Raw genomic sequence first — 22,399 nt, forward strand, 5'->3', positions numbered from 1 at the left:
ATCAGATGCCCGTTCAACTCAACACCCCATTGGCTGAAGAACTGCTGCCGGTTGCCGGTGTGCGCATTGGCGTGGCGCAGGCCGGCATTCGCAAGCCCAAGCGCAAAGACCTGACGGTGTTCCTGCTCGACGAGGGCAGCGTGGTTGGTGCGGTTTTCACGCAAAACCGCTTTGCAGCCGCACCGGTGCAGGTGTGCCGCGAGCACCTGGGTGCAGGCAGCGCGATTCGTGCTCTGGTCATCAATACCGGAAACGCCAACGCCGGTACCGGCGCGCCCGGCCTGGCCAGCGCGCGCCAGACCTGCACCGTGCTGGCGCGCGCACTCGGGCTGCGCCACGAGCAGGTGCTGCCTTTTTCCACCGGCGTGATTCTGGAGCCGCTGCCGCTGGAGCGCCTGCTGGCCGGTCTGCCGGCTGCGCTGGCCGACGCAGCAGCGGTGCCAAGCGGCGCCCACTGGCTCTCGGCGGCGCAGGGCATCATGACCACCGACACCGTGCCCAAGGCCGCCAGCCTGCGCTTTGAGCTGGGTGGGCGCTCGGTCTGCGCCAGCGGCATCGCCAAAGGCGCGGGCATGATTCGGCCCAACATGGCGACCATGCTGGGCTTTGTGGCCACCGACGCCTGTGTCGCGCCGACTTTGATGGACGCGCTGGCGCGCCGGCTGGCCGACGCCTCTTTCAACCGCATCAGCATCGACGGCGACACCAGCACCAACGACTCCTTGGTCGTCGTTGCCACCGGCCAAGCCGGCAATGCCTGCGTGAGCGACCTAGACAGCGCCGACGGCTTGGCCCTGCTGGCCGCGCTCACGCCGCTGGCGCGGCAACTGGCGCACGCCATCGTGCGCGACGGTGAGGGTGCGACCAAATTCATCACGGTGCAAGTCGAAGGCGGCCAGTGTGAGGCCGAATGTTTGCAGGTGGCATACGCGGTGGCGCATTCGCCGCTGGTGAAAACCGCCTTCTTCGCCAGCGACCCCAATCTGGGCCGCATCCTGGCCGCCGTCGGCTACGCCGGCGTGGCCGACCTCGACGCCAGTCGCGTCGAGCTGCACCTGGGCGACGTGCACGTGGTCACCCAAGGCGGCCGTCACCCGGCTTACCGCGAAGAAGACGGCCAGCGCGTCATGAAAGAAGCAGAAATTGTGGTGCGCATTGGTCTGGGCCGGGGCCAGGCCAGCCAGACCGTCTGGACCTGTGATCTCAGTCACGATTACGTCAGCATCAACGCCGATTACAGGTCATGAATCTTCACTTCGAACGACTGCTCGAGCGCGCCGAACACCTGATGGCGCGCATCGAGTCGGTGCTGCCGCAGCCGCTGGGCGCCCCCGACTGGTCGGCCTCGCTCGCCTACCGCTACCGCAAGCGCAGCAGCGGCCACGGCGTTCTCGAACCGGTGCGTCATGTCGCCGCGACCCGTCTGGACGACTTGCGCGAGATTGACGCGCAGAAAGAAAAAATACTGCGCAACACCCGGCAATTCGTGCAAGGTCTGCCGGCCAACAACGTGCTGCTGACCGGCGCGCGTGGCACCGGCAAGTCTTCCCTGGTCAGGGGCTGTTTGCATGCTTTTTCCGCGCAGGGCTTGCGCCTGATCGAAGTCGATAAAGCCGACCTGGTCGATCTGCCCGACATCGTCGATGTGGTGGCACAACGCCCGCAGCGCTTCATCGTGTTCTGCGACGACTTGAGTTTCGAGGAGGGTGAATCGGGCTACAAAGCGCTCAAGTCGATACTCGACGGCTCGATAGCGTCGGCGGGTGCCAACGTATTGATTTATGCCACCAGCAACCGGCGCCACCTGTTGCCAGAGTACATGAAAGACAACCTGGGCTGCAGCCACAGCGACGACGGCGAGTTGCACCCCGGCGAGGCGGTGGAGGAAAAAATTTCGCTCTCCGAGCGCTTTGGCCTGTGGGTCAGCTTCTACCCGTTCAGCCAGGACGAGTACCTGGGCATCGTCGCCGTCTGGCTGGCTTCGTTTGGCGTACCGGCCACGGCCATCGATGCGGCGCGGCCGCAGGCCTTGGTGTGGGCGCTCGAGCGCGGTTCGCGCAGTGGCCGGGTGGCGTACCAGTTCGCGCGCGATTACGCCGGCAGCCACGCCGCGGCATGAACGAGCCGCTGTGGCGCGTTGACCCCGAGCGTGCGCGAGCTGGCAGCGCGCCGCGCACCGAAATGGCGGTGGCGGTCGGCGTGCTGCTGGCCTCCGGCGGGGAATTCCTGCTCACCAGCCGACCGCCAGGCAAGGTGTATGCGGGCTATTGGGAGTTTCCCGGTGGCAAGATCGAACGCGGTGAAACCGTCGAGCAGGCGCTGCGGCGTGAGCTGCAGGAAGAAATCGGTGTGACGCCGGGCGCAGTGCAGCCCTGCAAGAGCATCCTGGTCGACTACCCGCACGCTCTGGTGCGCCTGCACATTTGCAAGGTCTTTCGCTGGAGCGGCGCGTTGCAGATGCTCGAAGGCCAGCAGTTTTGCTGGGAACGCCTGCCGCCGCGTTGCACCCCGCTGCTGCCCGGCAGCCTGCCGGTGCTGCAGTGGCTGGAGACTGAGCGCTGTCAGCGCGACCCGGGCAGCGTGTCCTGATCTGGCTGCGCTGGCTCGGGCAGGCGGTAGTTTTCGCTGGCCCAGGCGCCCAGATCGATGCTTTTGCAGCGCTGGCTGCAAAACGGTCGGTAGGGGTTTGCGGCTGTGTACACGCTGGCGCCAGCGCAGCCGGGGCAGCGCACCGTTTTGTCGGCGGCGACCGATTCCTTGGAGTGCATGCCGACTTCTCAGGCGCACAGCGCGAGTTCGAATGCAGCGTCTTGCGGCGCCAGCTGCAAGCGTTGTTCATCGCCTTGGCGCAGCAGCCGAACCGAGATCAGCAGCCGGTTGCCGCTGATCTCGGGAATCAGATTCAGCGCCGGGTCGATGCGCAGCCGCAGCAATTGGTAGGTTCGGCCCTGGGGCAGGTTTTGTTGAAACTGCCCGCCGATGGCGATCACTTTTTGCGCCGAACCCGCTTCGCGCAGCAATTTCAACAACAGCGCAATCGCGTCGGCCAGCGGCGCCAGCGGCTCGACCCAGGTCTGCAAGTCGGCCTGGCGCAGGGCGGCGCTGCGGTGTTGCCAGTGGCAGTAGGCCGGCAGGTCGAAGGAGCAAGTGCCTGCCGGGATGCCGATGCGGCTGCGAATGCTCATGAGCCAGTCGTTTTCGGTGAGCGACTGACCTGTTTTTCCGCTGCGCTGGCTGAGCCGGGAAAAGCGCTCGTCCAGTTTGGCAATGACGGTGTCGAGTGCGGCTTCAGAAATGGCCGGATTGCCCCGGTAGCCGTTGAGCTGTTGCTTGTGCCGCTCGATTTCTTTCAGCACGTCGGATTTCATGTCGGAGCGCGAGGCCACGTCCATGATCTCGAAGATGGTCTGAAGGGCGAAATGGTGCTCCAGCGCCGGGCTGCGCGGCAGCAACTCGCTCAGGCGGCCAAACAGTTGTTCCAGCCGCAGGTAGGTGCGGATGCGCTCGTTGAAAGGGTATTCGTACAGGATCACAGCAGCAAGGGTTTGCGTGGTCGTGCCGCACCGGCTATCGACACCGCAGCAGCAGCGCAGGAGCGCTTGAAGAACAATTTTGCATCATAGCCCGAACTGCCGGGCCAATTCGGCCACCAAGGCCTGCAGCGGATCGATCTGGTCGTGCTCGTTGTATAGCACCACGTCGGCCGCTGCCAGGCGTTGCGCGCGCGGGCACTGGCTCTTGATAGCCGCTTCGATGCTGGCTGGCGACCAGCCGCTGCGCGCATGCACGCGCCGACGCTGGGTCGGTACCGAACAGTCCAGCACCAGCACCCAGTCGAGCCGGGCGCGCCAGTGCGGCGACTCCACCAGCAGCGGCAGGTCAAAAACCAGGCAGCGCGCCGTGGCCGCAGCGGCCTGGCGTGCCATTTCGGCGTGTACCAGCGGATGAATGATGGCTTCGAGGCGCTGGCGCTCTTGTGGCTGGGCAAAAACGTGTTCGCGCATGCGCGGGCGCAAGAGCGAGCCGTCAGCGGCGGCAAAGTCAGCGCCAAAAGTTTGCACAATCGCTGCCATCGCGCTGCCGCCGCTTTGCGTGCAGGCCTGAGCGATCGCGTCAGCGTCGATCAGCGCTGCACCGTGCTGGCGCAGCAAGGCGGCCACCGTGCTCTTGCCGCTGCCGATGCCGCCGGTCAGGCCCAGGCGCAGCGGGGCGGGAGCGGGCAAGGCGGTGCTCACAAGCCGATGGTGGCCAAAATGGCCGTCGGGCCGAAGATCATGGCGCACAGACCGGCCAGCGCCAAAAAAGGCCCAAAAGGCACGTAGCCGCCGGTGCGCAAGCGCCCCAGCAGTTTGATTCCTATGCCGACGACAGCACCAATCACCGATGCCATCAGGATGACTGGAATCAGCGCCTGCCAACCCAGCCAGGCACCCAAAGCGGCAAATAGCTTGAAGTCGCCGTAGCCCATACCCTCCTTGCCGGTGAGCAGCTTGAAGGCCCAATACACCAGCCAGAGCGACAAATAAGCGGCCACCGCCCCCCACAGGGCGGCCGGCAGCGTGGTGTCGGTCAGCCCCAGTGCCGCCGCGCACAGGCCAGCCCAGAGCAAGGGCAGTGTGATGTCGTCGGGCAGCAAGGTGGTGTCCCAGTCGATCCAGGCCAACGCCAGCACGGCAGCAGAAAAACCGCTCCAGGCCAGCGCCTCCCAGCTCAGACCCCAGCGCCAGCCGCACCAGGCAAACAGCGCCGCGCACAACAGCTCGAGCGCCGGGTAGCGCAGGCCGATGGGTGCGGCACATTGCCGGCAGCGCCCGCGCAGGGCCAGAAAGCTCAACACCGGAATGTTTTCGAACCAGCGAATCAGGTGGCCGCAATGCACACAGCGCGAACGCGGGCGCAGCAGATTAAAGGGTTCGGCCTGAGTGGGCGCCAGCCGGTCAGTCTCGGCTTGCAACTCGGCGCACTCGGCGGCCCAGCGCAATTCGAGCATCTTGGGCAGGCGATGCACCACTACGTTCAGGAAGCTGCCCACCAACAGGCCGAACAGGCCGAACAGGGCGGCGGCAGCAAGTGGCAAGTCGGGCATCAAACCACTTGGCCCAACTGGAAGATCGGCAGGTACATGGACACCACGATGCCGCCAATGATGACGCCGAGCACGACGATGATGATCGGCTCCATCAGGCTGGACAGGCCGGCCACCATGTCGTCGACCTCGGCCTCGTAGAAGTCGGCCGCCTTGCTCAGCATGTGGTCGATCGAGCCCGACTCCTCGCCAATGGCGCACATCTGCAGCACCATGGACGGAAAGAGCTTGGCGTTGATCATGGCGTTGGTCAGGCTGGTGCCGGTCGAGACTTCTTGCTGAATTTTCTCGGTGCCGCGGGCGTAGACCGAATTGCCGGCTGCACCGCCGACCGAGTCGAGCGCTTCGACCAGCGGAACGCCGGCGGCGAACATGGTCGCCAGCGTGCGGGTCCAGCGGGCAATCACCGATTTTTCCACCAGGTTGCCAAAGATCGGAAGTTTCAGCATGATCCGGTCCATGACATGCTGCACCCGCTCGCTGCGCCGCCAGGCCTGCAGCAAGAAGTAGATGCCGCCGCCGAGTCCGCCAAAAATCAGCCACCAGTAGGCGGTAAAAAACTCGCTGATGGCGATCACCAGCAGCGTCGGGGCGGGCAGGTCGGCGCCGAACGAGGAAAACACCTCTTTGAACGAGGGGATGACGAAGATCATGATCACCGCCACCACCACGAAGGCCACCACGATGACCGAAATCGGATACATCAGCGCCGACTTGATCTTTGACTTGATCGCCTCGGTTTTTTCCATGTAGACCGCCAGCCGGTCGAGCAGCTCGTCCAGAATGCCGGCCGCTTCCCCGGCTTCGATCAGATTGCAGTACAGGCTGTCGAAATAGAGGGGATGCTTGCGAAACGCTGCACTGAGCGCGGTGCCGGTCTCGACGTCGCTGCGGATGTCGTTGAGCAGCTTGGTCACGCTGGGGTTGGCGTTGCCGCGCCCGACGATGTCGAAGGCCTGCAGCAGCGGCACACCGGCTTTCATCATGGTGGCGAGCTGGCGCGTGAAGATGGCAATGTCTTTGGGCTTGATGCGCCGGCCGGCGCTCATGCGCCGTTTTTTCACCTTGGCAGGGATGATGCCTTGACGGCGCAGCGCCGCCAGCACCTGGTTTTCTCCTGCCGCGCGCATCTCGCCGCGCAGCAGCTTTCTGTTGCGGTCCTTGCCTTCCCATTCGAAAACAAAGTCCTTGACGTTTTTTGCTGCACTGGTGGCCATGGTGTTCTCGCTCTTGGGGCTACGTCATTCGTTGGTCACGCTGAGGACTTCTTCCAGCGAAGTCATGCCCTGGCGGACCTTGAGCAGGCCCGACTCGCGCAGCGTTCGCACCCCTTCCTTGCCGGCCTGCTGGGCAATGTCGAGCGCGCTGCCGCCGCGCAAGATGATGCGCTGGATTTCCTCCGAAATCGGCATCACCTGGTAGATGCCGACGCGGCCCTTGTAGCCGTTGTTGCAGGCCGAGCAGCCGATCGGCTTGTAAGGCGTCCAACTGCCGTCGAGGTCTTCGCTTTTGAAGCCGGCTTCGAGCAAGGCTTTGCGCGGCACGTCCAGCGGGGCCTTGCAGGTGGGGCAGAGCCGGCGCGCCAGGCGTTGCGCGGTGATCAGAATCACGCTGGCGGCGATGTTGAACGTGGGAATGCCCATGTTCATCATGCGCGTCAAGGTGGTGGGCGCGTCGTTGGTGTGCAGCGTCGAGAGCACCATGTGGCCGGTCTGCGCGGCCTTGATGGCGATGTCGGCGGTTTCCAGATCGCGGATTTCTCCGACCATGATCACGTCCGGATCCTGGCGCATGAAGGCCCGCAGCGCAGCGGCAAAGGTCAGGCCGGCTTTTTCATTCACGTTGACCTGGTTGACCCCGGGCAGGTTGATCTCTGAGGGGTCCTCGGCGGTGGAAATATTGATGCCGGGTTTGTTCAGGATGTTCAGGCAGGTATAGAGCGAAACCGTTTTGCCGGAACCGGTGGGTCCAGTCACCAGCACCATGCCGTAGGGCCGGACAATGGCGCTCATCAGGCGCGCCTTTTCTTCCGGCTCGTAGCCCAGCGCGTCGATGCCGACCTTGGCGCTGCTGGGGTCCAGAATCCGAATCACGATCTTCTCGCCAAACAGCGTCGGCAGCGTGCTGACGCGAAAGTCTATCGTGCGCCCCGGGCTGACATTGAGTTTCATGCGCCCGTCCTGCGGCACACGCTTCTCGGAGATGTCCATGCGCGAGATTACTTTGATGCGCGAAGCCAGCTTCTCCTTGATGGCCACCGGCGGTGCGGCAATCTCGCGCAACTCGCCGTCGATGCGAAAGCGCACCCGGTAGGTGTTTTCGTAGGGCTCGAAATGCAGATCGGAGGCGCGCATGTTGAACGCGTCGAGCAGCATCTTGTGCAAGAACTTGACCACCGGAGCGTCGTCGACTTCCGATGCTTTGTCGGCGCTGTCTGGCACCACTGCATCGGTGGCGAGGTCGTCGAACTCGAAGTCGCCGCCGACGATCTGGTCCATCGCCTCATTGAGCGACACCGACTGGGACGACACCAGTTTGTTGAGCTTGTCGTACTCTGCGATCACCCAGTCCACCCCCAACTGGGTGGCGAACTTGATCTTTTCGCTCATCTGCTGGTCGGCCGGATCGGCAGTGGCGATCAGCAGCCGGTTGTTGCGCTTGCTCAGCACAACGATGCGGAAATCGGAACAGATTTTCTTGTCGAGCAAATCCTTGGGCAAGCGCTCGATGTCGATCGAACCGATGTCGATCAAAGGCACGGCGTAGGCGCTCGACATGGTGTGCGCGAGGTCGGCGGCAGAGACGGCGCCCGATTCGGTGACTTCGGCAATAAAGCTGGTGCGGCTGCTCTGAGCTTTTTTGTACAGATCTTCAGCGGCTTTTTGCTCCAGTTTTCCGGCCGCCACGAGCGCGCGGCCCAAGCCGGGCAGGGCGATGCTGGCGGCCTCTTGTGTGAGGGATTCGACAAAAACCATAGAGTCGTAATCTAACGCAATTCGAGGGCTTGCCGCCTCGGATATTTCACGGCGCATTCCCAGGCGCGCCCATCAGCGGGCTGCAGCGGCTCGGATGCCCTGCGCGCCAAGGCCGCGCAGGGCATCGAATTGCGCCGCTGTCAGCTTGCTGCCTGGTCAGGCCCATGGCGCATGGCATCGACGCTGGCGCGCACCACCGCCTGTACGCTGCCGCTCTGACCAAAGCAGCGCCGCAGGTACGCAGCATCGTTGCCTTGGGTGAGCGTGCGCTCAATTTCCTCGAGTGCCGCCGACGACCGCAGCGCCTCGGCGTGAGGAGCCAGCCGGTTCACAGTGGCCAGCACATCGTCGCGGATGCTGATCTGCTCGCGCGTCTTGGGCTTGACCATCATCCCGTCCAGGCCGAAGCGGCAGGCCTGGAATCGGTTGTACGTGTAGACGAGGTAATCGTCCTCCTCGGGTCGGGACTCTTCGCGCTCGAGCAGGCAGCGGCACAAGGCCTGAAGATAGCAGGCCAGGGCCGCCGCCCGCTCTACCGTCAGCGGCGTGTCGCAGACGCGCAGTTCGATGGTGCCGTACTCGGGCTTGGGCCGAATGTCCCAGTAGAAGTCTTTCATGGATTTGACCACCCCGGTGGATTCCATCTTGATGAAATAAGCGTTGGCGAACTCGTCCCAGTCCAGCACGAACGGAGCCCTACCGCTGAGCGGAAAGGCAAACACCGAGTTTAGTCGGGCCGAGTCGAACAAGGTGTCGATGCCTTGCGAGAACGGCGATGAGGCCGACAAGGCGATGAAGTGCGGCACATAACGGTTAAGCGAGTGCAGAAGAAACAGGGCTTCGTCGGCACTGGCGCAGCCGATATGCACATGCTGGCCGAACACGGTGAACTGCTTGGCCAGGTAGCCGTACAGACCCGAGAGTTCCTGGAACCGGGGTTTGGAGAAAATGCGCTGTTCAAACCAGCGTTGGAACGGGTGCGTGCCACCGCCAGCCAACTCGATATTGATGCGGTCGCCAGCGGCTACCAGGGCGTCGCGCATGTGCTGCAGTTGCGCCAGCAAGGGCGCGTGCTCGCGCTGCACGCTGGTGGCGATTTCAATCATGCTCTGTGTCATTTCGGGTGTCACCACACCTGGAAACGGCTTGCGCCCGAGCAGCTCCAGCAAGTCATTGGCGCTGCTGGACAGGTCCAAGTCGTAGGTGTTGACCAGTTGCAACTCCAGCTCCACTCCCATGGTCAGGGAGTCAGAAGATTTGAAGGGTTCAAGTGGCATCTGGCAGCTCCGAATGTGTCACGCCTGCCGGGTGACATGGGTTTCACGTGCCGCCATCAGGGCGCGCTGGGTGAGCACCGGCCCGAGCAGCTCTTGCAGCAGCAGCATGGCGGCCATGACCGAGAGCACCTGTGCCGCCGGGTCGAACCCGAGCAGACGGCTTTGCTCGAGCAGCAAGATGGCAAAGACCGACATGGGGGTCAGCGCCAGCCCGGTCATCAGTCCCTTGCGTTCGGTGATGCCGGACAGGCGCGCCACGGCCACATTGCAAGCCACCTTGGACAGGGTGCGGACCGCGATCAGCACCAGCCCCAGGACGATACCGGTGGCAAGGTCGGCCCAGTTTATCAAGGAGGCGATGTAGACGAACAGGAACACCGCCAGCAAGTCGCCGATGGTGCCGAAGTCACGCTGTGCGTTGGTCAGGTGCACCCGCCGGCTTCGGGCCACGATGCCGAAGATGAGCGCTGCCAGCAAAGGCGACAGCTTCAGCCCATAGGCCATGGTGGTCAGCAGCAGCACCGCCAGGGCGAACACCACGGTGACAGCTCGTTCTTGCGCAGCGCGCTGGCGCAGCAGCATGGGGGTTGCCACCCCCAGCAGCGCGCCGATACCCACCGATGTCAGGAGCACGTGAATGCTGCCAAAAGCCGCCAACGCCAGGTCTGCGCTGATGCTCAGGTGCCAGTAACCGATGACCAGCTTGAGTGCCAGCACCGACAGTATGCAGTTGATGGCACACAGATGCAGCACACGCTCGGTGACCTGACCGACACTGCGCAGTTCGTTGGCCACCCGGACAATGCCCGCCGGCGAGGCCGCGATCGACAGCGCTGCGATGACGAGGGATGCGTCCTGGGTCAGACCAAAGGAGTGACATGTCAGGTAAATCAGGGTGAAGGTGATCAGTGACTCGAGCACCCCCACGGCCGCCACCCAGGGGTTGTGCCAAAACCAGCGCAGGTTGATGCGATAACCCAACTCGAACAGCACCAGCGACAGCGCCACATTGGCCAGAAAGGGCAGGCCCGGCACCGCGCCGGTCAGGCCGGGCAGGTTCAGCAGGCCGCCCAGCAGACCGACGGCGACGTAGCTGCTGACGCGGGGAATCAGCCAGAGCTCGTGCAAACGCTCGCCAACGAACCAGGCCAGCAGCAGCACCAGCGGCCAGGCCATGGACTGCAGCAGAAAATTGAAATCGCTCACCATGGGGGTCTCCAGAAGGGGTGGCCGACAGGCCGGTTGGCCTGGCACCCATCGCTTCGTCGGGACGGGGTGCCGGTGTTCTATTGAACCGGCTCAGGGCGAACGGTTGATATTTCACCGGGCCGGAGCAATAGTGATTCAGCGCTCAGGCTGCGAAACGAATGGAAAATTCTTGCAGGCGGAGCTTTTGCAAGGCCTCGCACAGCCGCCGTTTTGACCTGCTGGGGCACGGTTTTTTCATTCTACAGGCCAAAAACAGCGTTTTCTTCATCGAAAGCCTCTCGTCCAGCAGATCGGTCAGACGTGGCCCGTAACCGTGAGCCTTCAGTTGCAGACGTCGCAGCACATGGGTGATCTGGCTGCCGAACCCGCGCATGAGCAAAGGGTGGAGCCGGAATGCGGCCAGTGCGGCACGTGACGGGCTCAGCAGCGACTGGAGTTTGGTGGTGCGGTGACGCTGGCCAGGCGCATCAAGCGTATGCAGGTGCCGTGCGCTGCGCGAAAAAGGGTGATGTGTGCATCCCTGGTCGCGTCGAATACGACTTTTCAGGTGGCCTGTTGTGCCCCACAAGGCCGAGCGTACACTCGATCGGCGCAGGTGCCGCCAAGCGAAAAATCACTGGCTGCCAAGCCGCTTGCCAGGACTTGAACTGGCGGAGAGAGAGGGATTCGAACCCTCGGTACAGCAAAAACTGTACGCCGGATTTCGAATCCGGTGCATTCGACCACTCTGCCATCTCTCCGCGTCGAAGCCCGGCATTGTAACAGGGCTGGCTGCGTTGGCGTCTGCCAAGACCAATCGACCGGAGGCTGAACGCTTTTCCATCAAGCACGCAACACGACACCAGCGGCGTCGCCATTTCTTGCCCGCCCGCTCCATGACGGCCCACTCAGGCGCGTCCAAGGGCCGAATTTAACGTGCAAAGACTGTCGAACAAGATGAATGAAAATAAAGCGCCCTCAAGCGCGGCCAGCAAAATGCATGCGGCGATCAGGGGCGAGGGCATGGGGGCGGGGCATGGCGCAGACCAAGCGCTGCTTGCTCCAACACAAGCAGGGCGGCTTTGCGGTCGAGCCCACCCGCATAGCCGCACAGCGCGCCTTGGCGGCCCAGCACGCGGTGGCAGGGCAGCACCAGAGCCAGCGGGTTGCGCCCGAGCGCGAGCCCGACCGCCCGGGCGGCTTTGGGACGGCCCAGCAGGTCCGCCAACTCGCCGTAGCTGCAGGTTTGCCCGGCCGGGATATGCTGCAAGGCGTGCCAGACCGATTGCTGGAACGGCGTGCCAACGCACACATCCAGGGGCAGATCGAAGTGCAGCCGCTCGGCCCGGAAATAGGCGCGCAACTGCTTGATCGCTGCCAGCAGAATCGGGTGCTCCGGGTCGTTGACCCAAGTCTGCAGCAAGGCATCGCTGGGGCTGTGGCACTGCGACGTGAACCACACGCCGCTCAGTCCGTGCGCGCTGGCAGCCAGCCGCAGCGGACCCAGCGGTGAATCGGTGCGGCTGTGCGCCCGCGCGGGGTTTTGGTGCATGGCTTGAACTCCGGTGTGGGTGGCGCGCTCCAGGTGCGCCGGCGCTTGGGGCGGCAGCGGGCTGCGGCCTACAATGCCCCGACCTTTGCCCTGGAACATCTTCATGCACATTGTCGCCTCCATCTTCAAAGCCTATGACATCCGGGGTCGGGTGCCAAACGAATTGAACCCAGCCGTCGCCCACGCCCTGGGCCTGGCGTTCGGCGCCGCAGCGCAGCAGCAGGGCGAGCGCACGGTGGCGGTTGGGCGCGATGGTCGGCTCAGTGGCCCGGCGCTGTCGGCCGCCTTGATCCGCGGCCTGGTCGATGCCGGTCTGGAGGTGATCGACATTGGTCTGGCCACCACGCCCATGCTGTACTTTGCTGCCAGCACCTTGTGCACCAGCGGCATCCAGGTCACCGGCAGCCACAACCCGAAAGACTACAACGGCTTCAAGATGGTGCTGGCCGGTCGGGCGATTTATGGCGAGGACATCCAGGCCTTGCGCCGCACCATCGAAGCCGACAACGGGCAGCGTGCAGACGGTGGCAGCGTGCGCCAGGTGGACGTGCTGGCCTCCTACACCGACCGCATCGTGGGCGATGTGAAGCTGGCGCGGCCCATGAAACTGGTGCTCGACTGCGGCAACGGCATCGCCGGCGCCTCGGCGCCGGCCCTGTTCCGCGCGCTGGGCTGCGAGGTGATCGAGCTCTTCAGCGAGGTGGACGGCAACTTCCCCAACCACCACCCCGACCCGAGCAAGCCCGAGAACCTGCAAGACCTGATGCGAACCCTGCGCGAAACCGACGCTGAACTCGGCCTGGCGTTCGACGGCGACGGTGACCGCCTGGGCATCGTGACCAAAGAGGGCAACAACATCTACCCGGACCGGCAGATGATTTTGTTCGCGCAGGACGTGTTGTCGCGCGTGCCGGGCGGCCACATCGTTTTCGACGTCAAGTGTTCGCAGCGCCTGGCCCCGGCGATCGAGGCGGCCGGCGGCGTGGCGCACATTTACAAGACCGGGCATTCGCTCATCAAGGCGCGCATGAAGGAGCTGGGCAGCCCGCTCGGTGGCGAAATGAGCGGCCACATCTTCTTTAAAGAACGCTGGTTCGGTTTTGACGACGGCAGCTACGCCGGCGCGCGCCTGCTGGAAATCCTCAGCCGCAGCCCGGACGCCAACGCCGTGCTCAATGGCCTGCCCAGCAGCCACAGCACGCCCGAACTCAACGTCGATTGTGCCGAAGGCGAGCCGCACCGCGTGGTAGAAAAGCTGGTGGCGCTGGCGCGTGCCTATCCGCCGTTTGGCACCCCGGCCAAAGTTTCGACCATAGACGGCGTGCGCGTCGACTGGCCGGACGGCTTTGGCCTCATTCGCGCCTCCAACACCACGCCGGTGCTGGTGCTGCGCTTTGAAGGGCAGACGCCGAGCGCCCTGCACCGCATAGAGGCCGCCATGCTGGCGCTGCTCAAACACGCCAAGCCGGACGCGCTGGTTGGTAAAAGTCAGCACTGATCCTCCTGGTTACTGGCTCACTTCCCCCTGTGTTTCTGGGTTTCAGACGCCTCGCACCGGTTGAGGTGCTGGTGCTGGCTGTTAGTCCAGAAGTGCTTGCAGTCGCTCCAGCATCGCTTCCATCTGCGGGTCGGCCGGGCGGCGGTCTTCCTGTGGGCTCGGGGACGCCCATGCAGCCTTTATGGCAACGGCAATCTGCCCCGCATCCGACACCGGCTGACTGAGTCCGAGGCGGTCCAGGCTGTCGTAGCTCTCGGCGAAGTTCCACACCTTCGGGCCGTGCAGCACGGCGCAACCCAGCGCCAGCGGCTCGTGCGGGTTGTGTCCGCCCACGGCGGCGAACGATCCACCCACCAGTGCCACGGGCGCGATGCGGTACCACAGGCCCATCTCGCCAATGGTGTCGGCGACGTACACACCGGCATCGGTGGGCAGCGGGGCGCCCGCGCTGCGTTGTGGCGTGCCCGGCGGGCACAGGGCCATCACTTCGTCGCGCCGGGTCGGCACGCGCGGCGCGATGATCAGCAGCGCAGCGGGCTGTTGTTGCCGCAGCAGGGCGTGCGCCTGCAGCGCCAGGGTTTCTTCACCCGGGTGGCTGGAGGCCATGAGCCAGACCGGGCGCGCGCCCAGCGCCCGTTGCCAGTCGGCCAGCAACACCGGGTCGCAGGCCAGGGCGGGCGAGAGCGACTTGATGGTGCCGGTGACGGTGATGTGTTCGCGCGCTGCGCCGAGCTGTGCCAGCGCGTCCACCGTTTGATCGTTCTGTGCAAAGACGATGCGAAAACCGGGCAGCAGCGCTTGGTAGATCCAGCGGCCCCAGCGGCGCTTGGCCAGCGATTTTTCAGACAGGCGTGCGTTCACCAGCACACGCGGGATCTGCCGCTCATCGGTGGCGGCGATCAGTGCGGGCCACAAGTCCATCTCGCACCACAGCGCCAACGTCGGTTGCCAGTGATCGAGAAAGCGCGCCGCCGCCGTTGGCGTGTCCACCGGGGCAAACTGGTGCTGGCAGCGCGGCGGCAGGCCGCTGGCGTGCAAGGCCTGGCCCGAGGTGCGTGCCGTGGTAGTGATGAGAAAGTTGAGCTTGGGGTGCAGTGCCGCCAGCCGGGCGAACAGACCCGCGAGCGCCATCGCTTCGCCCACACCCACCGCGTGGCCCCAGATCAGTGGGCCAGCCGGGCGGCTGGCCATGGCAAGGGCCAATTTTTGTTCGACGCTGGCGGCCGTTTCCTTGCCGCGCGCCAGTCTGTGCCGCAACCCCCAGCGCCACAGTGGCGCCAGCACGCTGCTCAGGCCCAGGTAGACGCGCAGCAAGTAGGGCGTGCGGGCGCTGCTCATCTCTGTTCCAGCCACGTCTGCAACACGTGCATGTGCTTTTGGGTGGCGCCGCCGTGTTCGGCGTAGAACGCTTGGGCGCCGGCCATGGCGCTGGCGTAGGCGCTGCGATCGGTCAGCAGTTTCAGCAGCGCGGTCGACAGGCTGGCAATGTTCATGTGCTGTTGCAGCACGCCCGCAGCCAGCGCTTCTACGCCGGGGTATTCGATGCCCCAGATGCTGGGGCCGACCATGACTGGTTTTTTAAGCGCCAGCGGCTCGATCACGTTGTGCGCGCCCAGTGGCACGAACGATGCGCCCACTACCACCACCTGTGACAGCGCGAGGTAAAAATACATTTCACCCAGCGAATCACCCAGCAACACGTCAATGCCATACATGTCGGGGGCATCGGGCCTGGCCTGCAAGCTGGCATCGAGAATAAGGCTGCGCCGCGCCACGCGCAGCCCAGCAGTTTGAAACAATTGCGCCACCGCATCGAAACGTTGCGGGCTGCGCGGCACGTAGACGAACAGTGCGCGCGAAAACCCAGCCTGCGCCAGTCCGCTTTGTACCTGTTCAAAGGCTTGCATGAAAAGTTCGTCTTCGCCTGCGACGGCGCTGGCAAAACAGACCACCGGGCGCCGGTCCAACCCCCATTGCCGCAGCAGCACTTGGGCGCAGGCAAGCTGCTGCGGGGCCACCGGCAGGTCAAAACGCGTTTCACCCGCAACCAGCACCCGCTCACAGCCCACTTGTCGAAAGCGCTGAGCGTGCGTTTCTGACTTGCACAGCACCAACTCGTAGGCTTGGAACAGCGCGGCTCGAAAGCCACCCCAGCGCTGGTCACGGACGATGCTTTTTTTCGGGTACTGTGCGTTGACGATACACAGCGCCACGCCCTGGCGGCGCAGCGTGGTCAGCAGCACCGGCCAGGTGTCAATCTCGGTCATGATGGCCGCACGCGGGCGCACCTGCCGAATCAGACGGCGCACCACCCAGCCAAGCTCAAAAGGCATGAAGGCGACCTGCGCCCGACCTGCGGCAATGGATGGCTCAAACAACTTTTGTGCTGCACTGCGTCCAGCCGGTGTGACGGTGGTTATCAGCACCGGGTAGCCCGCAGCCAGCAGCGCATGAACCAGCGGCGCGGCACCGCGAATTTCACCCATCGAGGCCGAGTGCACCCACAGCGGTCGGTCCAGCGCAGTGTGCGTGCGGCCCCAGCGCTCGCTCCAGAATTGACGGTACAGCGGTTCGCGCCGCCCGCGCCGCCACAAAAAAAGCAGCACCAGCGGCAGCAGCAGATGCCACAGGGCTTCATACAAACCAATCAGCAGCGATAGGCGCCAGTTGGGCGGGAACGGACGCGCCGGGGGTAAGGCGGTGGACGGCAGAGGCAAAGCCATGGTCAGAAGCAGACGGCGCGGGCACCGCCGGACGCAGGTGGAAACAAGCCTTCAGTATATTGATCCGGTCACGTGCTGCTTCGTATCGAGTCACCACGGCAAGGGCGGCCTTGGGCCGTGGCAGGCGCAGAGCGTCAACCGCTGCGGCTCCAACCTGAAGTCCCGGATGACTCGCTTTCGAGGTCATGCGGGACTTCGTATCAGTGAAAGCTACACGGTCAAAGAGAACTCAGCCTTCGAATTTGACATGAATTTCTCGTCCTCAGCCACGCAGGGCATTGACGAAAATTCTTGGCAGTTTGGTCCAACCAGGTTTGAACTGGAAATCGGTCAAGAGACGGCCAATCACATCTTGCCGCCGGTTGGTGACGAACCAAGGTGGCCGAGGAAGGAGAGTCGGGTGCAGTGAGAGCAAACTGCGCGGGAATGGCCGCCAGGGGGCGGATAGGACGGTGCGCTCCGTTCCTTCAAGCATGAAGGTGTTGTGCACCGTTCCAACACCGGATTGCGGATCGCGTGACGAGCCGCCGGGAAATCCCCCCCAGGGACATGGAGCGAGCAGGAATCCCAATCCCGTCCAAGCATTCACGGCGATGGTGCCGTAGCGCAGCTTCTGAAGCAGTTCTTCAAAGCGTTGACAACCGATCTCTCGCACAGTCTTGGGGTGAATCAGAATATTTGCCCCCAGGGTGCCGTACAAGCGGTCATTGGCGTACTCAATGGCCGCTTCAAGGTACGACTCCGCATCCTTGTATTCGAGGGACTTCATTGCCAACGCCGTGCCGAAGACTTCGTGCTGCGCCAGCCAGGACTCATCGCCCCGATCCATGTCCGCAAGAACGCACGCGGGCGCAAGAGGCCCACGGTCGATCGCGTCCGAGCTTCCGGCGTGGGCAGCAAACTCTCCGATGCGCTGCTCGTTGCCTGGGTAGTAGGCCTCCCGCTGCCCATAGCGCGACATGACTTTGGACACGCTGGCCAAAAGTTTGTCCGTGTGCCGCCAGCCACGAGGCACGATCAAGACTTGACATGCCACGCAGTTAAAGCCAGAGTTGTGCAACTTTTGAGTGGCTATGTGTTCTGCCTGAAAGCGGATGTCCGCGCTCGACCACGGCCCGGGCACCACAATGGTGGGGCAGACTGCGCCCAGCTCGGACGTGATCTTTCGATGGTTCTTCGGCGTATTCGCAGCCTTGTTGCGGGCGCCCTCGTCTGCGGCGCCCCAGACGATGGCATCGTGGGTGGCCTTTGCGCCGGTAATGTGGATTTCCTCCACCAAGGGATGCCCGCACAGGTAGGCGCCCACGGCGCCATCGCCGCGAACGATGCGTAGGGCATCACATTCGATCAGGGGCCGCAGGGCCGCCTTGAGATAGTCGGTCAGGTAGTCGTTGACCGGATTCATCTTCAGCAAAACCACCTGATTCTCGATGAACAGCTTCTGGAAAGCATCGAGAGGCGAAATGGCCGCAATGTTGCCTGCGCCCAAGACCAAGGCCACTTTGCCGTGCCGCTGCTCGGGTGGGATGTCATAGGCGAGCGCCGCGTGTTGATCGACGTTGACCTCGGAGATTCCCTTTTGCATCCAGACTTCGGCAGAAACACCGGAAAGGAGCAGCCGATCCCAGATCGAATGAGGCACGACGCCTACCGACAACTGACCATTTTTGAGGCGTCGCAAATGCAAGTGAGCAAGGAATTCCTTGCGATCGATGGCAGCGAGCGTGTGCATCAACCCGTTGCAGGCGGCCATGAGAGCGAAGGGACCGGACATCCACTCCTCCCCAGCCAGCGGCGACGCATGCGCAATGCGCTTCTTCCGGGCAGCCGTCTGCACCCATCCCTGTGCAACCTGCATCAGCGCCGGCTTGATACGTCCGAGAATGGCAATCCGATCGGCGACCGAGGTTTTTGCCCATCGATGCTTGGCTGCATCCAGTGCCTGCAAGTCCTGATCCAACAGGGTCTGAACATCGAAATTCGGTAGATCAGCCCCCATCACTGCATGCTCTCCGTGGTGTTGCCGGTCAGGAGGCTTGCGTAGGCTTCGCGGAGCCTGTTCTTGAGCACCTTGCCCGTGCCACTGAGCGGCAGCGCGTCAACGAAGACGGCCTTGTCGGGGATTTGCCAGTCCGGCAGGCGTCCTTTGAAGAAGGCCAGAAGGTCCGCTTCGGACACGTCCGCACCTTGTTTTTTCACGGCGACCAAGACAGGGCGTTCGTCCCACTTCGGGTGGGGCACACCGATAGCCGCCGCGTTGGCGATGTCGGGATGCCCGATGGCGATGTTCTCGACCTCGACCGATGAAATCCACTCTCCACCGGACTTGATGATGTCCTTGGAGCGGTCGCGGATGATCATGTAGCCGTTGGCATCGAGCGTGGCCACATCACCGGTGTCAAACCAGCCGTCGTCGGTCAGCGCGCTGGATTCGGCGCCGAAGTAGCTGCTGACGACCCAGTGTCCCTTGATCTGTAGTTTGCCCTGGTTTTTTCCATCGTTCGGCAAGACAGCGCCGGTGTCATCAACCACGCGCAGTTGAACGCCGTAGGGCGGTCGTCCTTGCCCCAGTCGCAGTTCGCTCTGCTGCTGAGGATCGAGGTGGAGGTGGCGGGCCAGCGGTTGATTCAGAGTGCCCAGCGGACTCGTTTCGGTCATGCCCCAGGCGTGGATCAACTCGATACCGAACTCGTCCCGAAACGCAGCGAACATCGACGGCGGCAGTGCCGAGCCGCCAACGACGGTGCGCTTCAAGCTCCTGGGCCTGGTGCCGCGCGAGCGCAACGCCGCCAGCAGTCCCATCCAGATCGTAGGAACGCCAAGTGCCAGCACCACTTCCTCGTTGTCGATCAGGGCGGCGAGACTGGCACCGTCAAGGTTCGGGCCGGGTAGCACCAACTTCGCTCCCTGCGCCGCCGCAATGTAGGGTATGCCCCAGGCATTGACGTGGAACATGGGGACAACAGGCATGACCGTATCGCGGGCCGAGATGCCTAAGCCGTCTGGGCTATTGCCCGCCAGTGCATGCAGCACGGTGGAACGGTGGCTGTACAGAACACCCTTCGGATGGCCCGTCGTGCCAGAGGTGTAGCACAGCGACGAAGGCAGATCCTCGTCAATGCTTGGCCACGGGTAGCCGGCATCGCCCGAGGCGACCACCTCATCGTAGAACTGCAAGCCATCCAACAGGCCCGATGCCTCCTCATCGCGTGGCCCCATGAGGATGACGTGTTTGACGGTGCTCAATGCCGACCGCAGCTTGGCCACGATGGGCAGAAAGGTTCGGTCGATGAACAGCACCTGATCTTCGGCGTCGTTGACGATGTAGGTCAGGGTGTCGGCGGACAGGCGCGGATTGACCGTGTGGCACACCATGCCTGCACCAGAAACGCCGAAGTAGATTTCCAAGTGGCGCCGGTTGTTCCAGGCGATGGTCGCGCAGCGCTCACCCGATTGCACACCCAGTTTGGCCAACGCCGACGACAGGCGTCGCGCATTGATATCGACTTGGCCCCAGGTCGTGTGCTCAATCCCGCCCGTGGTGTTGACAGAGACGACCGGCGTATCAGCGTGGTAACGCGCAGCATGGGCGATGAGACTGGAGACGAGCAAAGGCTCGCGCATCATTTTTCCGAGCATTTTTCTACTTCCTTCAGAATCGGTATTCGAGGCCGGTGTGGACAACCAGAGGATTGAGGCGGATGGAAACGGACGCTGGCGGTCCACCGAGCGCAGGCAACGTGCCTGACGCCTTGGTCTTCAGAAGGAGCTTTCGCGCGTCGAAGAAGAAGGACCAGCGATCCTGAAGGGGAACGGTGAAACCAGCCTGCAAAATACCTCCCCAAGCATCGTCAACATCCAACCCCTGGATGTCGCCCCCCTTGGAACTGAAGATGTGCATATAGGTGACACCAGCGCCGACATACGGCACGAACCCTCCAGCGGGGTTGAACTTGTATACGGCGCTCAGCAGAGCGGGGCCATAGCGAACATCACCGAGTTTTCCCGTGAGCGGCGGCACCATCGTGTTGAGGGTCCCTCCAGTGGTCAACTTGACCTTGGGGGGAACCCCAAATGCGAAGTGAACGGTCCACCGATCGGACAGGTCGTAACCGATGTCGAGCCCGAGCGTGTAGTTGTTATTGAGGTTGATTTGCGCCCCAGGCACGTCTGAACCAGCAACCGTCACTTGGGATGACTGATCCCAGAACACGCCAACCGGCCCCGCACGCAAGGTCCACGGACTCTCCTGCGCGCTGGCGCCGCCGAAAAAGCTCATGCCAAGGAAAGCAATCCCTCCGACCACCCAAGGTCGCGCATTTTTCCTCTTGGCCTTGCAAGGCAAGCAATCTTTCATATCGTGTCTCCTATAAGGTTTTATTTATTGGTGTGAAAAAATCAAAGCGCCAGATTTACCCAAGCAGTACGCTCTCGTCTGCTTGGCGGTCGCTTTTTCTGGGTATCTGAACGGGGTGTCCATGTGCCCGTTTGATGAGGTCCGCAGCCTTCTCGGCGATCATGATCGTCGGCGCGTTGGTGTTGCCACTGAGCAAAGTCGGCATGATGGATGCATCGACAACGCGCAAACCTTGCAGACCATGCACCTTCAACTCCGTATCGACCACGGCCATGTTGTCCACCCCCATCTTGCAGGTGCCGACCGGGTGGTAGATGGTGTCGGAACGTGCTCGAATGGCCTGAACCCATTGCGCATCGCTCATGTCATCGGTGATGCCGAACAGTTCGCGCCCACGGTACTTTGCCAACGGTGATGCCAGCATGATCTCTCGCGTGACCTTGGCGCCTTGCACCAAGAGCTTCACGTCTCGCTCGTCCGACAGGAAGCGTGGATCGATTCCAGGGTCGTCCAACGGATTGGGTGATTGCAGGAAAACTTCACCACGCGAGTAAGGCCGCAGATTGCAAACGTGGCACGAGTAGCCATACCCCATGTGCAGCTTGCGCGCATGGTCGTCCACAATCGAGATCACGAAGTGCAGTTGCAAATCAGGTCGATCCACGTCAGGCGCGCTCTTGAAGAATGCAGCACCCTCGGCAAAGGGGGTGGCAAGCATGCCGCTGCCATTTTTGCGCCAACTGGCGATATGGCCGAGCAGGTTGATCGAACCTCTCAGGCCGATGCCGAAGTTGTCCGCGTCCCGTGTGGTGTAGGCCAGGATGAAATCCAGGTGATCCTGCAAGTTCTGGCCAACACCGGGCAACTCATGCACCATGCGGATGCCGTGGTGGGTAATGTCTTCTGGGCGACCGACGCCGGACAGTTGAAGAATCTGCGGCGAACCAAAGGCGCCTGCGGCCAGAATGACTTCCCGCTTGGCCCTGACCTCGCGCTCGGCTCCGCCGGCACGGTAGGCCACGCCCACGGCGCGTTTGCCTTCGAAGATGATCCGACTGGCGCGGGTATTCGTCTTGACCGTGAGGTTGGGACGTTGCCCCCGTAGCGGATGCAGGTACGCGGCAGCGGCGGAGCAACGCTCGCCCCGGCGGGCGGCATCGTGGAATTGCGTGACCTGATACAAGCCCGCGCCTTCGTTGTCCCCGTCATTGAAATCGGCACGAAACGGGATGCCGCGCTGCTTGGCCGCTTCAATGAACGCAAGGGTGATCGGCCTGGGGCTTCTCTGCTCGGAAACATGCAAAGGGCCGTTCCCGCCGTGGAACTTGTTCGCACCAAGCTCGTTGTTCTCCGACTTCAGGAAATACGGCAGCACCGAGTTCCAGTCCCACCCTTGGCAACCCAGGTCGGCCCAGTGGTCGTAGTCCTGACGCTGGCCCCGGACGTAGAGCATGGCGTTGATGGCCGAAGATCCGCCAAGGGCACGGCCGCGCGGTTGAAAGCCCAGCCGACCATTGAGGTTGGGCTGAGGTACGGTGTTCAATGCCCAGTTATTGATCTTGCCCTTGCCTGGCATCATGGCCACCATTCCTGCCGGCGTGCGAACCAGCAATGAGTCGCCTTGTCCTCCTGCTTCAAGCAAGCAGACACTGATGCGAGAGTCTTCACTCAGCCGCGAGGCCAAGGTGGCGCCGGCAGAGCCGCCGCCTACGATGATGTAGTCGAAATTCATAGGGTCCCACT

General features: G+C 63.1%; 20 protein-coding genes and 1 tRNA gene. 4 read left to right on the top strand and 17 right to left on the bottom strand.

The window, feature by feature from the left end:
• The first annotated feature begins 5 nt into the window (after positions 1–5).
• The 3 genes from argJ to EST26_RS00885 are packed head-to-tail and all read left to right on the top strand — an operon-like array spanning position 6 to position 2,589.
• Positions 6–1,247 (top strand): bifunctional glutamate N-acetyltransferase/amino-acid acetyltransferase ArgJ, encoded by a 1,242-nt coding sequence (gene argJ / locus EST26_RS00875; protein ID WP_291064580.1) that lies wholly within the window; start codon positions 6–8, stop codon positions 1,245–1,247.
• Positions 1,244–2,119, top strand: coding sequence for an ATP-binding protein (locus EST26_RS00880; RefSeq protein WP_291064582.1), 876 nt, complete (start codon positions 1,244–1,246; stop codon positions 2,117–2,119). Before argJ ends, EST26_RS00880 begins: the two co-directional genes overlap by 4 nt.
• Complete coding sequence (locus EST26_RS00885; protein ID WP_291064583.1) at positions 2,116–2,589, top strand: NUDIX domain-containing protein; 474 nt, start codon at positions 2,116–2,118, stop codon at positions 2,587–2,589. Before EST26_RS00880 ends, EST26_RS00885 begins: the two co-directional genes overlap by 4 nt.
• On the opposite strand, the gene EST26_RS00890 is transcribed toward EST26_RS00885, so the two are convergent.
• The 11 genes from EST26_RS00890 to EST26_RS00940 all read right to left on the bottom strand — a co-directional run bounded on the left by EST26_RS00890 (position 2,562) and on the right by EST26_RS00940 (position 12,078).
• Complete coding sequence (locus EST26_RS00890; protein ID WP_291064585.1) at positions 2,562–2,768, bottom strand: DNA gyrase inhibitor YacG; 207 nt, start codon at positions 2,766–2,768, stop codon at positions 2,562–2,564. The two genes, EST26_RS00885 and EST26_RS00890, sit on opposite strands and share 28 nt — an antisense overlap.
• A gap of 9 nt (positions 2,769–2,777) precedes the next feature.
• Entirely contained in the window at positions 2,778–3,533 is a 756-nt protein-coding gene (gene zapD, locus EST26_RS00895; RefSeq protein ID WP_291064587.1) for a cell division protein ZapD, read from the bottom strand.
• Between the two features lie 84 nt (positions 3,534–3,617).
• A complete protein-coding gene (coaE, locus tag EST26_RS00900; protein ID WP_291064589.1) occupies positions 3,618–4,223 on the bottom strand; it encodes a dephospho-CoA kinase in 606 nt (201 codons plus the stop codon).
• Between the two features lie 8 nt (positions 4,224–4,231).
• Positions 4,232–5,086, bottom strand: coding sequence for an A24 family peptidase (locus EST26_RS00905; protein WP_291064591.1), 855 nt, complete (start codon positions 5,084–5,086; stop codon positions 4,232–4,234).
• Entirely contained in the window at positions 5,086–6,303 is a 1,218-nt protein-coding gene (locus tag EST26_RS00910) for a type II secretion system F family protein (protein WP_291064593.1), read from the bottom strand. Before EST26_RS00910 ends, EST26_RS00905 begins: the two co-directional genes overlap by 1 nt.
• 24 nt (positions 6,304–6,327) lie before the next feature.
• Positions 6,328–8,061 carry a type IV-A pilus assembly ATPase PilB gene (gene pilB, locus EST26_RS00915; protein ID WP_291064595.1) on the bottom strand — a complete coding sequence of 578 codons (1,734 nt, stop codon included), beginning with the start codon at positions 8,059–8,061 and terminating at the stop codon, positions 6,328–6,330.
• A gap of 140 nt (positions 8,062–8,201) precedes the next feature.
• Positions 8,202–9,338: a YbdK family carboxylate-amine ligase gene (locus tag EST26_RS00920; RefSeq protein WP_291064597.1), complete on the bottom strand. Its 1,137-nt coding sequence runs from the start codon at positions 9,336–9,338 to the stop codon at positions 8,202–8,204.
• Between the two features lie 18 nt (positions 9,339–9,356).
• Positions 9,357–10,547, bottom strand: coding sequence for a cation:proton antiporter (locus EST26_RS00925; RefSeq protein ID WP_291064599.1), 1,191 nt, complete (start codon positions 10,545–10,547; stop codon positions 9,357–9,359).
• 142 nt (positions 10,548–10,689) lie between these two features.
• The gene (locus EST26_RS00930) at positions 10,690–11,115 is read right to left on the bottom strand and encodes a hypothetical protein (RefSeq protein WP_291064601.1); all 426 of its coding nucleotides are present in this window, start codon (positions 11,113–11,115) and stop codon (positions 10,690–10,692) included.
• A gap of 80 nt (positions 11,116–11,195) precedes the next feature.
• Positions 11,196–11,287: transfer RNA gene (locus tag EST26_RS00935), tRNA-Ser, on the bottom strand.
• A gap of 248 nt (positions 11,288–11,535) precedes the next feature.
• On the bottom strand, positions 11,536–12,078 hold the full coding sequence (locus tag EST26_RS00940) for a methylated-DNA--[protein]-cysteine S-methyltransferase (protein ID WP_291064818.1): 543 nt from the start codon (positions 12,076–12,078) through the stop codon (positions 11,536–11,538).
• A 103-nt stretch (positions 12,079–12,181) separates the two neighbouring features.
• Between EST26_RS00940 and EST26_RS00945 the strand changes: the two genes are divergently transcribed.
• Entirely contained in the window at positions 12,182–13,576 is a 1,395-nt protein-coding gene (locus EST26_RS00945; RefSeq protein WP_291064603.1) for a phosphomannomutase/phosphoglucomutase, read from the top strand.
• An 81-nt stretch (positions 13,577–13,657) separates the two neighbouring features.
• Here the strand turns inward: EST26_RS00945 and EST26_RS00950 are convergent, their stop codons facing one another.
• From EST26_RS00950 to EST26_RS00975, 6 genes are all read right to left on the bottom strand, one after another.
• A complete protein-coding gene (locus EST26_RS00950; RefSeq protein WP_291064604.1) occupies positions 13,658–14,914 on the bottom strand; it encodes a glycosyltransferase N-terminal domain-containing protein in 1,257 nt (418 codons plus the stop codon).
• Positions 14,911–16,299: a glycosyltransferase N-terminal domain-containing protein gene (locus EST26_RS00955; protein WP_291064606.1), complete on the bottom strand. Its 1,389-nt coding sequence runs from the start codon at positions 16,297–16,299 to the stop codon at positions 14,911–14,913. Before EST26_RS00955 ends, EST26_RS00950 begins: the two co-directional genes overlap by 4 nt.
• A 262-nt stretch (positions 16,300–16,561) precedes the next feature.
• The gene (locus tag EST26_RS00960) at positions 16,562–18,298 is read right to left on the bottom strand and encodes an aldehyde dehydrogenase family protein (protein WP_291064607.1); all 1,737 of its coding nucleotides are present in this window, start codon (positions 18,296–18,298) and stop codon (positions 16,562–16,564) included.
• Positions 18,298–19,938, bottom strand: a complete 1,641-nt coding sequence (locus EST26_RS00965; protein WP_291064609.1) for a long-chain fatty acid--CoA ligase — start codon at positions 19,936–19,938, stop codon at positions 18,298–18,300. The genes EST26_RS00960 and EST26_RS00965 overlap by 1 nt, the downstream gene beginning before the upstream one ends.
• Positions 19,939–19,951: 13 nt before the next feature.
• Positions 19,952–20,656: an OmpW family outer membrane protein gene (locus EST26_RS00970; protein ID WP_291064611.1), complete on the bottom strand. Its 705-nt coding sequence runs from the start codon at positions 20,654–20,656 to the stop codon at positions 19,952–19,954.
• A 55-nt stretch (positions 20,657–20,711) separates the two neighbouring features.
• Positions 20,712–22,388, bottom strand: coding sequence for a GMC family oxidoreductase N-terminal domain-containing protein (locus EST26_RS00975; RefSeq protein ID WP_291064613.1), 1,677 nt, complete (start codon positions 22,386–22,388; stop codon positions 20,712–20,714).
• Positions 22,389–22,399 lie beyond the last annotated feature (11 nt).

The organism is Hydrogenophaga sp., assembly GCF_014773545.1.
In the GTDB taxonomy this organism is placed as follows: domain Bacteria; phylum Pseudomonadota; class Gammaproteobacteria; order Burkholderiales; family Burkholderiaceae_C; genus Hydrogenophaga.

Excerpts from the sequence above, each read along its gene's own strand:
- argJ (WP_291064580.1), top strand. The coding sequence starts at position 6 with ATGCCCGTTCAACTCAACACCCCATTGGCTGAAGAACTGCTGCCGGTT.
- EST26_RS00880 (WP_291064582.1), top strand. The coding sequence starts at position 1,244 with ATGAATCTTCACTTCGAACGACTGCTCGAGCGCGCCGAACACCTGATG.
- EST26_RS00885 (WP_291064583.1), top strand. The coding sequence starts at position 2,116 with ATGAACGAGCCGCTGTGGCGCGTTGACCCCGAGCGTGCGCGAGCTGGC.
- EST26_RS00890 (WP_291064585.1), bottom strand. The coding sequence starts at position 2,768 with ATGCACTCCAAGGAATCGGTCGCCGCCGACAAAACGGTGCGCTGCCCC.
- EST26_RS00905 (WP_291064591.1), bottom strand. The coding sequence starts at position 5,086 with ATGCCCGACTTGCCACTTGCTGCCGCCGCCCTGTTCGGCCTGTTCGGC.
- EST26_RS00910 (WP_291064593.1), bottom strand. The coding sequence starts at position 6,303 with ATGGCCACCAGTGCAGCAAAAAACGTCAAGGACTTTGTTTTCGAATGG.
- pilB (WP_291064595.1), bottom strand. The coding sequence starts at position 8,061 with ATGGTTTTTGTCGAATCCCTCACACAAGAGGCCGCCAGCATCGCCCTG.
- EST26_RS00920 (WP_291064597.1), bottom strand. The coding sequence starts at position 9,338 with ATGCCACTTGAACCCTTCAAATCTTCTGACTCCCTGACCATGGGAGTG.
- EST26_RS00925 (WP_291064599.1), bottom strand. The coding sequence starts at position 10,547 with ATGGTGAGCGATTTCAATTTTCTGCTGCAGTCCATGGCCTGGCCGCTG.
- EST26_RS00940 (WP_291064818.1), bottom strand. The coding sequence starts at position 12,078 with ATGCACCAAAACCCCGCGCGGGCGCACAGCCGCACCGATTCACCGCTG.
- EST26_RS00945 (WP_291064603.1), top strand. The coding sequence starts at position 12,182 with ATGCACATTGTCGCCTCCATCTTCAAAGCCTATGACATCCGGGGTCGG.
- EST26_RS00950 (WP_291064604.1), bottom strand. The coding sequence starts at position 14,914 with ATGAGCAGCGCCCGCACGCCCTACTTGCTGCGCGTCTACCTGGGCCTG.
- EST26_RS00955 (WP_291064606.1), bottom strand. The coding sequence starts at position 16,299 with ATGGCTTTGCCTCTGCCGTCCACCGCCTTACCCCCGGCGCGTCCGTTC.
- EST26_RS00960 (WP_291064607.1), bottom strand. The coding sequence starts at position 18,298 with ATGGGGGCTGATCTACCGAATTTCGATGTTCAGACCCTGTTGGATCAG.
- EST26_RS00965 (WP_291064609.1), bottom strand. The coding sequence starts at position 19,938 with ATGCTCGGAAAAATGATGCGCGAGCCTTTGCTCGTCTCCAGTCTCATC.
- EST26_RS00970 (WP_291064611.1), bottom strand. The coding sequence starts at position 20,656 with ATGAAAGATTGCTTGCCTTGCAAGGCCAAGAGGAAAAATGCGCGACCT.
- EST26_RS00975 (WP_291064613.1), bottom strand. The coding sequence starts at position 22,388 with ATGAATTTCGACTACATCATCGTAGGCGGCGGCTCTGCCGGCGCCACC.